Origin of the sequence: Kaistella sp. (assembly GCF_041824135.1) — a bacterium.
GTDB lineage: Bacteria > Bacteroidota > Bacteroidia > Flavobacteriales > Weeksellaceae > Kaistella.
Window position 1 is genome coordinate 21,224 of record NZ_JBGZYM010000066.1, and the last position, 14,267, is coordinate 35,490.

General features: G+C 35.8%; 14 protein-coding genes. 7 read left to right on the top strand and 7 right to left on the bottom strand.

Annotation, left to right across the window (positions count from 1 at the left end):
* The first annotated feature begins 4 nt into the window (after window positions 1-4).
* The 7 genes from ACEYOS_RS07110 (at window position 5) to serS (ending at window position 7,210) form a co-directional block, all read left to right on the top strand.
* Window positions 5-1,333: a 4Fe-4S dicluster domain-containing protein gene (locus tag ACEYOS_RS07110; protein ID WP_373709346.1), complete on the top strand. Its 1,329-nt coding sequence runs from the start codon at window positions 5-7 to the stop codon at window positions 1,331-1,333.
* 71 nt (window positions 1,334-1,404) lie between these two features.
* Window positions 1,405-2,187, top strand: a complete 783-nt coding sequence (locus ACEYOS_RS07115; protein WP_373709347.1) for a (Fe-S)-binding protein — start codon at window positions 1,405-1,407, stop codon at window positions 2,185-2,187.
* 104 nt (window positions 2,188-2,291) lie between these two features.
* Window positions 2,292-2,783, top strand: a complete 492-nt coding sequence (locus tag ACEYOS_RS07120; protein ID WP_373709348.1) for a hypothetical protein — start codon at window positions 2,292-2,294, stop codon at window positions 2,781-2,783.
* Between the two features lie 97 nt (window positions 2,784-2,880).
* Window positions 2,881-4,002: a glycosyltransferase family 4 protein gene (locus tag ACEYOS_RS07125; RefSeq protein WP_373709349.1), complete on the top strand. Its 1,122-nt coding sequence runs from the start codon at window positions 2,881-2,883 to the stop codon at window positions 4,000-4,002.
* A 115-nt stretch (window positions 4,003-4,117) separates the two neighbouring features.
* Window positions 4,118-5,365 (top strand): oligosaccharide flippase family protein, encoded by a 1,248-nt coding sequence (locus ACEYOS_RS07130; RefSeq protein ID WP_373709350.1) that lies wholly within the window; start codon window positions 4,118-4,120, stop codon window positions 5,363-5,365.
* Between the two features lie 15 nt (window positions 5,366-5,380).
* A complete protein-coding gene (locus ACEYOS_RS07135; RefSeq protein ID WP_373709351.1) occupies window positions 5,381-5,875 on the top strand; it encodes a hypothetical protein in 495 nt (164 codons plus the stop codon).
* A gap of 66 nt (window positions 5,876-5,941) precedes the next feature.
* Entirely contained in the window at window positions 5,942-7,210 is a 1,269-nt protein-coding gene (gene serS / locus ACEYOS_RS07140) for a serine--tRNA ligase (protein WP_373709352.1), read from the top strand.
* Between the two features lie 54 nt (window positions 7,211-7,264).
* On the opposite strand, the gene ACEYOS_RS07145 is transcribed toward serS, so the two are convergent.
* The 7 genes from ACEYOS_RS07145 to ccoN form a co-directional block, all read right to left on the bottom strand.
* Window positions 7,265-8,056 carry a hypothetical protein gene (locus ACEYOS_RS07145; protein ID WP_373709353.1) on the bottom strand — a complete coding sequence of 264 codons (792 nt, stop codon included), beginning with the start codon at window positions 8,054-8,056 and terminating at the stop codon, window positions 7,265-7,267.
* Window positions 8,057-8,137: 81 nt separating this feature from the next.
* Window positions 8,138-8,881 carry a sulfite exporter TauE/SafE family protein gene (locus ACEYOS_RS07150; protein ID WP_373709354.1) on the bottom strand — a complete coding sequence of 248 codons (744 nt, stop codon included), beginning with the start codon at window positions 8,879-8,881 and terminating at the stop codon, window positions 8,138-8,140.
* On the bottom strand, window positions 8,872-9,327 hold the full coding sequence (locus tag ACEYOS_RS07155) for a FixH family protein (RefSeq protein WP_373709355.1): 456 nt from the start codon (window positions 9,325-9,327) through the stop codon (window positions 8,872-8,874). The genes ACEYOS_RS07150 and ACEYOS_RS07155 overlap by 10 nt, the downstream gene beginning before the upstream one ends.
* A gap of 8 nt (window positions 9,328-9,335) precedes the next feature.
* Complete coding sequence (ccoG, locus tag ACEYOS_RS07160; protein ID WP_373709356.1) at window positions 9,336-10,784, bottom strand: cytochrome c oxidase accessory protein CcoG; 1,449 nt, start codon at window positions 10,782-10,784, stop codon at window positions 9,336-9,338.
* 92 nt (window positions 10,785-10,876) lie between these two features.
* Window positions 10,877-11,755, bottom strand: coding sequence for a cbb3-type cytochrome c oxidase N-terminal domain-containing protein (locus tag ACEYOS_RS07165; protein ID WP_373709357.1), 879 nt, complete (start codon window positions 11,753-11,755; stop codon window positions 10,877-10,879).
* A gap of 19 nt (window positions 11,756-11,774) precedes the next feature.
* Complete coding sequence (locus ACEYOS_RS07170; RefSeq protein ID WP_373709358.1) at window positions 11,775-11,966, bottom strand: cbb3-type cytochrome oxidase subunit 3; 192 nt, start codon at window positions 11,964-11,966, stop codon at window positions 11,775-11,777.
* A gap of 21 nt (window positions 11,967-11,987) precedes the next feature.
* Window positions 11,988-14,267 (bottom strand): cytochrome-c oxidase, cbb3-type subunit I, encoded by a 2,280-nt coding sequence (ccoN, locus tag ACEYOS_RS07175; protein ID WP_373739172.1) that lies wholly within the window; start codon window positions 14,265-14,267, stop codon window positions 11,988-11,990.

The window sequence follows — 14,267 nt, forward strand, 5'->3', positions numbered from 1 at the left end:
CAATATGCAGTATATTGACAATATTATTTTCTTTATCGCCCTTGTTTTAGGGTTTGGACTCTTCTTTAAAAGTTTGAAGGAAATCTACCGAAACATTCAGCTAGGTAAAGAAAGCGATCGTTCTGATCAAAAGCCGAAACGCTGGGAAACCATGGCGAAAGTTGCACTCGGCCAAAGTAAAATGGGAAAAAGACCAGTTGCTGGATTTTTTCATGTGATTGTTTACGTTGGATTTGTCATTATTAATATTGAACTTCTTGAAATTATCGTTGATGGAATCTTCGGAACCCACCGATTTTTAGCCAGTATTTTCGGTAATGGATTATACGGTGCATTCACTGCGACCTTAGAAATTTTAGCTTTACTCGTTGTGATTGCAGTGGTGGTTTTCTTTATCAGAAGAAATTTCTACGGCATCAAACGTTTTCAAATGAAGGAGCTTTTTGGGTGGCCAAAGAACGATGCGAACTGGATTTTGATTATTGAGTTTGCTTTAATGTTGGCATTCTTTACCATGAATGGTGCAGATTGGGTTTTACAGCAAAGAGATCTTCTTTTAGCTCATGGTAGTTTTCCAGTTTCGGCAAATTTATTAGGGCCGATTTTCCAAAATTTTGGAGATTCAGCTTTAGAAATTACAGAAAGAGGAGCGTGGTGGTTTCACTTTATTGGGATTTTATTCTTCATGAATTATCTTTATTATTCAAAACATCTTCATATTATTCTGGCTTTCCCGAATACGTGGTACGCTAATTTAGAACCAAAAGGAAAATTCAACAATTTAGCTTCTGTTACGGCTGAAATTAAATTGATGATGGATCCGAACGCTGATCCCTACGCAGCACAGCCAGAAGCTGATCCTAATGCTGTTCCAGATAAATTTGGTGCGAGTGATATCTTTGACTTGAGTCAAGTTCAATTACTCAACGCTTATTCCTGTACGGAATGTGGTCGTTGTACTGCGGTTTGTCCAGCAAATATTACCGGTAAAAAATTGTCTCCACGGAAAATCATGATGGATACGCGTGACAGAATGGAGGAAGTTGGAAAGAACATCAATAAAAATGGAAAGTTCGTAGATGACGGTAAAAAGTTATTAGACGATCATATTCTAAGAGAAGAGCTTTGGGCCTGTACTACTTGTAACGCTTGTGTAGAAGCTTGTCCGATTTTGATTGACCCACTTTCGATCATTGTTGAAATGCGTAGATTCTTAGTGATGGAGCAGTCTGCTGCACCACAGGAGTTGAATCAAATGATGACCAATATTGAAAATAATGCCGCGCCTTGGCAGTACAACCAGGCAGATCGCTTGAACTGGGCAAAAGACTAAGGAATAAAATACTAATTTAATAATGGGTCAATATTCAGAATTGGCACATTAATATTTTGATAAATTAAAGAATGGATTTCACGATAAAAACAATGGCAGAATATGCTGCCGAAGGAAAAATGCCCGAAGTACTCTTCTTTGTAGGATGCGCCGGAAGTTTCGACGATAGAGCAAAAAAAATTACCAAGGCACTTTGTAAAATTTTACATAAAGTAGGAGTGGAATTTGCCGTTTTGGGTCAAGAGGAATCTTGTAATGGTGATCCTGCAAAACGCGCTGGAAATGAATTTGTGTTTCAGATGATGGCGCATACCAATATTGAGATCATGAACGGATATGGCGTTAAGAAAATTGTAACTGCTTGTCCACATTGTTTTAATATCATTAAAAATGAATATCCAGGATTAGGTGGAAATTATGAAGTTCTTCATCACACCCAGTTTCTTAAAAAATTAATGGAAGAAGGTCGCCTCAAAATTGAAGGTGGAACTTTTAAAGGTAAAAAAATTATCTTCCATGATCCTTGTTATCTCGGACGCGGAAATGGCGAATATGAAGCTCCAAGACAACTTCTGCAAAAATTAGATGCAGAACTGGTAGAAATGAAACGTTGCAAGTCCAACGGATTATGTTGTGGTGCAGGTGGAGCGCAAATGTTCAAAGAGCCAGAACCAGGAGATAAAGACATCAATATCGAAAGAACGGAAGAAGCTTTGAGTGAGAGTCCGAACATCATCGCAACGGGTTGTCCTTTCTGTAATACCATGATCACCGATGGTGTAAAGCATTTCAACAAAGAAGAAGTTTCCGTAAAAGATATTGCAGAACTGTTAGCTGAAGCTGACGATTTATAAGGAAGTAAGACTGTGGTCGTAAGTATAAGAGGCGTAGTCCTATTTTTCTCGTTTAAATAAAAACTTTAGACCGAATAATTCAGCCTTCAAAAAATTCAAAAAATATGAAAATAGAAGAATCAACCATCGTAGAAACTAATGATTATAAGGTCATTATTTACCCTGCTTCAAGATCTTTTACACCCAAAGAAAGCAAAGTGATCACCGAGAAATTATTTGATTTTTTGGCAACTTGGGCAGCACATGGTAAGCCACTTTCTTCTCATTTTAAAATTGAAAAAAATCAGTTCATCGTGGTTTGTGTTGATGAAGATGTGGAGGCAGCTTCTGGCTGTTCCATTGATGCTTTAGGAGGTGTTATGAAAGAAATTGACCAGGAATACCAGTTAGGTTTATTTGATAGAATGAAAGCTACTTTTGTTGAAAATGGTGAAGTAAAAACTTTAAAACTTCAGGATTTTAGAAGTGGATTGAGAAATGGTGAGATCTCTAAAGATATTGAAGTGTACGATTTCTCGAAAAACACCTACGTTGCATTTCTAAGCGATTTTCTTTTGCCTTTAAGAAGAAGCTGGGCGGGAATCTATATCGACTGAAAAAGTATTTAAAAATATTTAAACCCTTTGAGTTATTACTGAAAGGGTTTTTTGTTGCTCTTATTTAAAACCGTATTTTTGTTTCTTAAGTTGATCCATGCGCTACAAAATTCTTTTTATTTCATCGTGGTTTCCCAATAAGCTGGAGCCAACCAACGGGAATTTTGTTCAGCGGCATGCAGAAGCAGTCTCAAGACTTCATGACGTAGAGATTCTACATGCAATTGGTGATTCAAGTCAAAAGGAAACCTATCTTTTCGATGACAGAATAATTAATGACATTAGAACATTGATTGTCTATTATAGAAACTCTAAAAATCCTATTCTGAATTTTATTCGTCGGATGAAATCTTACCAACAAGGATTTTCAAGATTGCAAAAGCCTGATTTGGTTCATGCAAACGTACTTCATAATTCGATGTTGTTTGCAGTTTATTTAAAGAAGAAGTGCAGAATTCCGTTTGTGATTACGGAACACTGGTCTGGCTTTTTAAAACTGAATAGAAGTCGACTTTCAAAATCTCAACTATTGATTGCCAAAAATATTGCGAATAATGCAGCGTTTGTATTGCCCGTAAGTCATTATCTTTCAAATGATGTAAAGGAATTAGATTGGAAAACGAAATTTAAGGTGATTGGCAATGTGGTTGATACCGATTTGTTTGCAGTGAAATCAAATGTGGAAGAGCCATTTAAGTTTCTGCATATATCAAATTTAATTGCACTAAAAAATCCTGAAAAAATCATTATGGCTGCAGTTAAATTGCGTCAAGACTTTAGCAATTTTGAACTTCATATTGGTGGTGACGGCGATGTTGAAAAATTGAATGAATTAATCAAAACTAATAATGCAGAAAGCTTTATCAAGACTTTTCCTATCTTGACTTTATCTGAAGTTGCTGCAAAAATGAGAAGCAGCAATTGTTTTATTCTCTTTAGTGATTATGAAAATTTCCCTTGTGTATTACTTGAATCGCTCTCGACTGGAACACCCGCGATTGCGACTTCGGTTGGAGGAATTCCTGAAATCATCAATGATACCAACGGACTATTAATTTCTAATTCAGAAGAAGAACTGTATCAAGCGATGAAAAGGTTTCTAGATAATAAAGTGAATTTTGATGACAAGAAAAATCTGCATGAATTTGTTGAAAATAGGTTTTCAATGAAGGTAATTTCAAGAAGGTTCGACGGAGTTTATCGAAAAGTTTTAAGTTGAGAAAAACCTAATTGTTAAAAAAGACGTAATTTTAATCGTTATAACTTAGTGCAAACTATTTTATTAAACACCCTTCGAGAAATAAAAAAAATCTTTGAGGAATTATTTATATTAAGTGAGAGGTTTATATATTTTTATTAGCGATTTTTTAAAGAATAATGGACATCATATTTTTGGATCATTGCTTATTGCTAAAATTTGCGGCTTTGTCGGCTCTCTTTTTATAATCAATAATTTGCCAAAAAGTGAATTCGGAATCATCAGTATTGTTGCATCGGTATTTTTTATTTTTGTTTCTTTTAATGGTTTCGGGAGTAATCAAATTTTGTTACGATATGGGTCACTGGATCAGCATATTTGCGATAAAAAGACTCTAACTAATTATCTTTTAAAAAGAGGATTCGTTCATCAGATTATAATCAGTTTGATTTTCATCTTTATCAGTTTATTCTATGTTAATAAGTACGAACACATTCTTATAATTTTTATGCTTTTTAGCGTCCGATTAATTGGGTTTTATTTTCTAAATCATATTCAAGCAGAACTTAGAGTTTTTGATAATAATAAAGATTTTGCTCTAGTTAGCAATGTTGTTAATATTAGTGGTGTTTTGTTGTTAATTGTTTTATCTTATTTTTTCGGCTTTGTCGGATATCTAGTATCCATTGCTATCTCGCCTTTCTTTTGTTTAATATGGTATAGAAAAAGTGATTTTGCACAGGTATTTGGTTCCATTAATTTTACAAAGAAAGAAATGTGGAGTTTCGGTCTGCATGCAGCAGGAACTGCCCTTCTTTCTGATGCGCTGTTATCGGCAGACGTATTGCTGTTAAGCTTTTTAATGAATGAAACGGCAGTAGCAAATTATAAAGTTGGTCTTTTAATTCCAATTAATATTACTTTTTTAGCTTCTACTTTCATGCAAAGTGACTATCCACTTCTCGCAAAAAATAGCAAGAATAAAGTATTTTTGAAAAATTATATTTCTAATTATTATAAAATTTTCATTCCCATTTGCTTTCTTATTTTCTTTTTCGGTTTTGTGTTTAAAGAAAAAATTTTTAATTTGTTTTTTGATAAAATGTATGCAAAGAACCAAATGCTTTTCTTAATTTTTTTAGCTGGTTTCTCTTTAAATATGTTATTCAGGAATCTTTACGGCAATTTACTATCTGCCGTCGGAATGATGAAAATGAATACGGCGATTTCCATCCTTACATTAATGATGTTGGTTTTATTCTCCTTTGTATTTGTCAAAAAATTTGGGATTGAAGGAATGGCGTTTAGTTTAACATTAAGTATGTTTATTGGCGGATTTTTGCTGTTGTTTTCATTCTATCTTTATTGGAAAGATTTAAAATAAATTATCTTTGCATCAATGAAAAATGTATTTTTTTTAACAATAATCATATTTTTTGCTTTTCTCTCTTGCAGAAGCGACGAGGATTCGGTGCAGAGGATTGATCAGGTGATTAATCTTTATATTGATTCTTTGGGTCAGGATATGCTCAATTCTAAAGTGTCTGGATCTTACACCAATTCCAGAATGAATGATGTGTACGGACTGACAGATAATGCTCCTGTATCATTTACCATTAAAAAAGATGAGGATACGATTAGTTATATCGAATATCTTGCAGGTGCAAAAAGAATAGGAATTGATTCCAGCGGAAATTCTAAAACCTACGAATCGAAAGTTGCCCTATTTTTAACTAAGAAAGTCAATGATTCAAATAGAGTCACCAATGATACCATTACCATTCAGTATTTATCTACACCAGAACTTTTTCAGGTTTCGAAATTATGGTATAATGGCGTGCTTCAGTTTACGAAAGTTGAAGGCCAACCAAACACAGTGAAAATCGTCAAATAATCACTAAATTTGCACTTCATTCTTCTGTTTTAGGAAGAGATTTACAGAAATATACATCAATTAGATATGTTACAAGTTCAGTTTTTGCGCGAGAATAAAGATCGCGTTTTAGAAGGTTTAAATAAGAGAAATTTCAAACAGACCGATTTGATCGAGGAGGCGATTTCTGTAGACGATGGTCGCAAAAAATTACAGTTTGATCTCGATGAGAATTTGGCGGGTATGAATAAGATCTCCAAAGAAATAGGTCTTTTAATGAAAGAAGGCAAAAAGGAAGAAGCTGAAAAAGCAAAATCTAAAACGGCTGAATTCAAAGAAAATTCGCAGGATCTTCAACAAAAATTGAAAGCTGCAGAAGCCAGACTTTTAGAGATTTTGTATTTAATTCCGAATATTCCTTACGAAAAAGTAGTTGCCGGAAATGGTGCGGACGATAACGAAATTATCTATCAATCTCATGATGTAGAAGGTTTAGGAGAAGGTGCGATTCCCCATTGGGAATTAGCCAAAAAATATAATATTATCGATTTTGAATTGGGTGTTAAAATCGCTGGTGCCGGATTTCCTGTTTATTTAGGTAAAGGTGCTAGACTTCAACGAGCGTTGGTTCAATATTTTTTAGATAAGAATGTTGACGCCGGTTATATGGAAGTTAATCCGCCACACGTAGTGAATGAGGCTTCTGGTTACGGAACTGGGCAATTGCCAGACAAAGAAGGTCAAATGTACTATATCAATGAAGATAATTTATACCTTATTCCGACAGCGGAAGTGCCGGTGACCAATTTATACCGTGATGTAATTATCGATGAAAAAGATTTACCAGTTAGAAATACGGCCTTCTCCCAATGTTATAGGAGAGAAGCTGGTAGTTATGGTGCTCACGTTCGAGGTTTGAACAGACTGCATCAGTTTGAAAAAGTAGAAATTGTGCGTATTGAGAAACCGGAGAATTCTTATGCCGCTTTAGAAGGAATGGTCGAGCATGTGAAATCAATTTTGGTTGATTTAGAATTGCCTTTCAGAATTTTAAGATTGTGTGGAGGTGATACTGGTTTTGCAGCTGCAATGACTTATGATTTTGAAGTTTGGAGTGCTGCTCAGGAAAAATGGTTAGAGGTTTCTTCGGTATCGAATTTTGAGACTTTTCAGGCGAATCGTTTGAAATGCAGATACAAAGCAGATGGTAAAACACAACTCGTTCATACTTTGAATGGTTCTGCCATGGCGTTGCCACGAATTATGGCGGCGTTGTTAGAAAATAATCAAAACGCAGATGGAATTAAACTTCCGGCGAAGGTTGCAGAATATGCAAAATTCGATTTAATCAACTAACATTTACAAATCTCTTGTAAAAAGCAAAACCACCGAAATTTCGGTGGTTTTTTATTATTCTGTGGTGATGATTATTTGTTTGTCTTTATCCTTTAAGACATTCTTTTCGTCAAGTACATCATTGCTTCTGAGATTAATTTGAATGGTTCTTTTATCGATCTGTTTGACGTTATCGTGTTTGCCAGCGATTGATTTTATGGGCTTTTGAAATTTAATGGTATTAGAGAAAGTAATAGGAAACATTTTCATCATTCCCATAAGTCCTTCGGCCATTTTTTTTCCGTAGACTTCAATAGAATCACTTTTAGTCGTTGGGTTTTTGATTGCCTTTTGATCTGCAGTTCCTTCAACTTTAGAAAGGAAAGAAGCGGAATTTAATTGATCCGTATTGATGGTTAAAGTCTTACCGTCCCATTTGCCGACATTTTGTAGAGGAATGTTTTTAAGTTCTTTACTTTGATTCAGTAAAGCGCCAATCTCTGTCGGTAATAATTTATCATATTTTAAAGAAAGTCCGTAGATTTCGCCTTTATCTTTATTGATTTTCATAAACATTTTGTGAAGAACTTTCACTGAATCTTTATTTACAGTAATCAATCCGTCTTTTTGAATATCGTACAAACTTTGCCAGTCAGTCGTCAATTTCCCAAATTCTTTTGAATTTTCAAGAACGTCTTTTTTATCGCCCATCATATTCATCATTCCAAGCATACTTTTATCCATTAATATGTTGGATTCCATGCTGGAGGCTGAATCTTTATAATAAGTAGTTTCTGTATTTACGGAGCAAGATTGTACTAAGATGAGTCCAATGCCTGAAACCCAAAGTCCTAATTTCTTAATCATTTTTAAATTTTATTGGTAGAAGAGATTGATATTCAAAATAGAGACCAAAGAATTCTTACTAAAATTTAGGGGAGAAAAGTACTAATGACAGCTTTCGTGGTTGCCTTCAAGATGGTCGGACGAGTTGTTGTGAATCACCTTCATGGCTGCACTCTTGGGAGAAAGATAAGGGATTCCTATTTCCATGCCGCGAAGAATGAAAAGTCCACCTAAAATAATCATCATTACTGGGACAAATTTGAGGATTTTGATACGGAAAGCTGTAGTCATTAAATTTCCTAACAACACGACCATGAACATAAATGGAAGTGTTCCTAAACCGAACAGTCCCATGAATAAAGCACTTTGCCAGATTCCACCTGAAGCTAAGCTTGCAGTTAAAGCCATATAAACCATTCCGCACGGTAGCAGTCCATTCAATAGTCCAGTCGCAAATCTAGATCTGTAATCTGCCTTTTGAAGCAACTTTGATAACTTTAATTTAACCTTTAATAATGATGATGTAAGAAACGGAACTTTCGAAGCGAAATCTTTACCGCCAAACGAAAATACAGCCATTACAATTAAAAGAATACCAACTCCGATTGTTAGATATTGTTGAAAACCTGCCATCTGAAAACCTTGACCAACGATTCCTAAAATCGCTCCTAAAATAGAGTAGGTCACAATTCTTCCAAATTGGTAGGTCAGATTTTGGAGGTAATAATTGGTCGCCTGTTTTTTGGTAAGTCCTAACGATAAAGCAATAGGTCCGCACATTCCTATGCAGTGGAAGCCAGAGGCAAATCCTAATCCTAGGGCTGAGATGATAAGGGCTATTTCCATAAAACGTCGTAATCTACTTGATACGGTATTTCAGCGTGAGACCATTTTATTTTTAGGGTGTAGGGGCCTTTTGATATTACTTCTTTCGGAACAAGAATTTCGTTATTAGCATCTAGCTTGATTTCTTTTTTCACATCGAGGTTAGCATCGTCTGTACGAAAAAGTTCAAATTTCACATTTTTATTTTCGGGTGCAATTGTCGCTGGGAATGTTATTTTCATTCCTGTTGCCAGTTCCGCATATTTTGGAATTTCAGACAGTTTCGCAGCGTTGTTTTTAGCATCTATTACTTCCTGATAAACCAATTCGTCACCATAGTAATCATTCGACACCAGTTCAGATGTTTGCTGGCCATAGGTAAATCCGAAAACCATAAATAATATAAATGCTATAAAAAGACCTAAAGCGAGAACTACGCCGTGGGCCCATGAAAAATTTTTGAACATAATTTTAATTAAAATTGAATTTTAAAAGGTCCCTCAAAACTGGTTTCAAAAGAATCCATCAGTTCTCCTTTGGTATCGTAAACGCCAATTTTTACTTTTTGTTTTGAGAGTTTAATTTCTTTTTCAGGAAAACTTAAATTGACGGTTCCTTTAGTGATCTGGTCTTTTTTCAGGAGAATGCTTTCCTCACCACTAAGCTTGATTTTACCGTGTTCCGGCTCAATCACTTTAATGGTAACCATCTGGTCTTTCGTTGATTTGTTTAAGAAAGTATAGTTGTAAATATTCGTAATATTTCCGTCTCTTACAAAGAAAGTAGAACCTGCCGGTTTGATGAACTTCGCTTCCATAGCTCCTCTGTTTCCTAACAAAAATCCTAGAAATCCTATCATTAAGATTAACACAGCCGTATAGGCTTTCATTCTGTTGGTGAATCTAAACGGTATTTCTTTTTCTATTTCGTCTTCAGTTGCGTATCGGATCAGTCCTTTTGGAAGTCCAACTTTTACCATTACTTCATCACAAGCGTCAATACAAGCGGTACAGTTTACACATTCTAACTGTTGACCGTCTCTGATGTCGATTCCGGTTGGGCAGACGACTACACATTGATTACAATCGATGCAATCTCCTTTTCCTTCTACGGCTCGGTCTTCACCTTTTCTCCATTTTGAACGGTTTTCACCTCTTTTAAAATCGTAGTAAACATTGATAGTTTGTTTATCGATCAAAACGCCCTGTAATCTACCATAAGGACAAACCAAAGTACAAACCTGCTCTCTGAACCAGGCAAAGGTAAAATAGAACGCTGCTGTAAATATGATCATGACCATGAAACTTGAGAAATTTTCAAATGGTCCTTGCTGCATAATGTTGAATACTTCTTTGTAACCCACTATGTACATGTACATCCAGTGAGTGATAATTAAAGAAATAACGAGGAATAGAAAATATTTCAAAGATCGCTTCCAGATTTTCTCTGCATTCCACTCTTGTCTGTCTAGTTTCATTTGTTTGTTACGGTCGCCTTCAATAAGGTAATCTACTTTTCTAAAGATCATTTCAAGGAAAATAGTTTGAGGACAGATCCAGCCACAAAAAATTCTACCAAAAACAACGGTAAACAGAATGATAAAAATGATCGAAGTAATCGCACCTAAGGCAAGAATAAAGAAATCCTGTGGAAAAAACGGTTGACCCAGAATAAAAAATTGGCGGTCAAGAATATTGATGAGTAGAAAGGGATTTCCATTAATTTTAATAAAGGGAATTCCAAAAAATAGAGCGAGTAGAAAAACAGCTACTAAGGTTCGGTAATTGGTGAACTTACCAGATGGTTTTTTTGGGAAAACCCACCTCCTTTTTCCAGACTGTTCCATCGTTCCTACAGAATCTCTAAAAGTCTCTGCTTCGATTACTTGTCCTTGTCCACCTCTGAAATTATTATCTTCTGCCATTTCCTATCTAAATTAAAAAAAACATAATCCGTTACCTTTATTTGATTAAAGATAACGAATTATGTTTCATAGTAAAGTTGTTTTTTTAGTTCTTATTTTTCCCAGGTTGCTGGAGTTCCTTGCGGAGCTGCACCACCATTCGCTACCGTGATCGGAGGCTGTTCCTGATTGATGTGGTAAATATAAGCTGAAACATCTTGGATATCAAATCCTGTAAGTACTCCATTTTTACCAAACGCCTGCATCGCTGGATTGTTTGGACTTCCATTTTCAACCATGTTGAATACATTTTTAAATAATGTTTTTTCCGGTTGATTAATCCAAGCATTATCCGTTAAGTTTGGTCCAATTCCACCAGCACCGCCAGCGTTGTGACATGATACACAGTTTGTTTTAAATACTTCTTCACCCGCTGCAATATTATCCGGAGAGTAAACTGCGTCATCTATTGTTGGCGGAGGCGTGTTTTTAACATATTCTGCGATGCTTGCTGTCTGTGCTTTGTATTCAGCATCGTATTCTACATATTGATGTGCAAAATCTGTCGTAAAATAAGAAATCATATAAACAACACAGTAAACAACACCGAAGTAGAAAAGTCCCAACCACCATTTCGGCAATTGATTATCTAACTCCATAATACCATCGAAACCATGATCGATAAGGATGTCTTTTTCTTCTGTAGCAGATTGCTTTTTGAAGGCACTTGCATATAAAGCTTTAAAGTAAGGTATTTTTTTGTCTTCAAGATATTGTGCTTTCTCAGCATCTGTCAATTTTTTGAATTGATCATTTTCAATTAAATCACCAATTGCATGATGAATCATTGCAAGAATGATGCTTATAACTACCGTACCCCAAAAATAAGGTGAAGATAGAAAAGTCGATTCTTGTACAAACATATAATACACGACCAATAAAATCGTCAGGATGGAAGCAATGCTTACATATACGGGACTTCTTTGTTTCATAATAGTTTAGTTTTTTAAATTAAAGATTTGGATCTTCAATATCATCATCTAAAGGGGCATTTGCTTCGTCGTCATAATGTTTTTTCGGTCTTGAGAAAACATAAAACACAATACCTAAAAAGAAAATTAAAAATAATATCATGGATAATGTTGAGTAGAAACCAACATTTTCGCCGTTTGATAAGATGTCTTTTACACTTTGAGGTATCATTTTCGCTCCTTTTTAAATGAATTAGTTTGTACTTGCAGTTTGAATTTCAGTTGTTTTGATATCCGTTCCAAGTCTTTGTAAATAAGCGATCAAAGCAATAATCTCCTTTTTCTCTAATGGAACAAAATTTTCACCGTCGGCTGCTTTTTTATCTGCATATGCTTTCTTAATATCTGCTGCTTCTGAGAATATATCTTTCACAATTGCTGCTGCTTGGTTATCTGCCCATACGTCTGCAGAGTCAACCTGTGCTTGCGTATAAGGAACATCAAAGGTGTTTTTCATCAACTCAACTTTAGCTACCATTTGGCTTCTGTCTAAATCTCTGGCGATTAACCATGGGTAACGTGGCATAATTGAACCGGCAGAAGTTACTCTTGGATTCAACATGTGTTTGTAATGCCAAGAACTTGGGTTTCTACCACCTTGTCTGTGCAAATCTGGTCCTGTTCTTTTTGATCCCCAAAGGAAAGGTCTGTCGTACACAAATTCTCCTGCTTTTGAGTATTGACCATTTTTACCATTAAATCGAACTACTTCATCACGGAACGGTCGAATCATTTGAGTGTGACAAGAGTTACAGCCTTCGCGAATGTATAGATCTCTACCTTCTAATTCTAATGGTGAATATGGTTTCACTGCTGAAATAGTTGGTACATTTTCTTTAATTAATAACGTAGGTACGATTTCTACAAACCCACCGATTGCTACTGCCACAAAAGATAGAACAGTAAGAAGGGTTGGCATACGCTCGATCCAAAGGTGAAGTCCTTCTCCTTCTTTTCTTTGATTTGAAATTTTCGCTAATGCTGGAGCTTCTGCAGGAACGTTCTTTTGGAAAGATCCGCTTCTAACTGTTGCAACAGCGTTTACACACATCAAGATAGCACCTGAAATATAAAGCAATCCACCTACGAATCTCATTTCGTAATAAGGAATAATTGCTGTTACGGTATCTAACCAGTTTTTGTATAGTAAAGTTCCGTCTGGATTAAATTGTTTCCACATTAGACCTTGAGTAAATCCAGCGATATATAAAGGAACGGCGTAGAAAATAATTCCTAAAGTTCCCAGCCAGAAGTGCCAGTTTGCTAATTTCACAGACCATAGTTTGGTTCTCCACATGATTGGAAGTAGGTAATAGATCATACCGAAAGTCATAAATCCATTCCATCCCAATGCTCCTACGTGAACGTGACCAATAACCCAGTCTGTGTAGTGTCCAATTTTATTTAAAGTTTTTGTTGCTAAGATTGGTCCCTCGAAAGTGGCCATACCATAGCAGGTAATCGCTACCACGAAAAATTTAAGGATCGGGTTTTCTCTAACCTTATCCCAAGCTCCACGAAGCGTTAATAAACCGTTCAACATTCCTCCCCAAGATGGTGCGATCAACATAATTGAGAATCCGGTTGCTAATGCCTGTGCCCAACCTGGAATCGCAGTGTACTGCAAGTGGTGAGGACCAGCCCAGATGTAAACGAAGATCAATGACCAGAAGTGAATAATTGATAATTTGTAGGAGAAAATAGGTCGGTCTGCTGCTTTAGGTAAGAAGTAATACATCAATCCTAAAACCGGCGTTGTCAATACGAATGCTACCGCATTGTGACCATACCACCATTGTACCAAGGCATCTTTAACTCCTGCGTAAGCTGAGTAAGATTTCCATCCTGTAAATGATAAAGGAACTTCTAAGTTATTGAAGATGTGAAGCATTGCGATCGCAACCCATGTTCCAAGGTAAAACCAAATGGCAACATAAAGGTGACGAACTCTTCTTTTAATGATCGTTCCGAACATGTTGATCCCGAAAATCACCCAGATAACCGTAATCAGGATATCAATTGGCCATTCGTGTTCTGCATATTCTTTTGAGGTGTTGATCCCCATTAAGAAAGTAATAACTACCGCTACAATCATTAATTGCCATCCCCAGAAGTGAATCCAAGAAAGTGTATCGCTATACATTCTTGTTTTCAATAGTCTCTGCAATGAGTAATAAGCTCCTGCGAAGAAACCATTACAAACGAATGCAAAAATTACCGCACTGGTATGCAGCATTCTAATACGACCAAAACCAAGAGCACCGTGGCTGTTGATCAGACCTTGTAGATTCCCACTTTGCAAACTAACAATAGTTGCATCGTCCGTTCCAAAAAAATATTCTGGAAGTTCTGGGTAGAATAACATTAAAGCTGCCGTAAGTCCTAATAAAAATCCAACAATACCGAATACTATTGTTGCATAAAGGAAGGCGCGGACAATGTTATTGTCATAACTAAACTTCTGTGTTTCCAT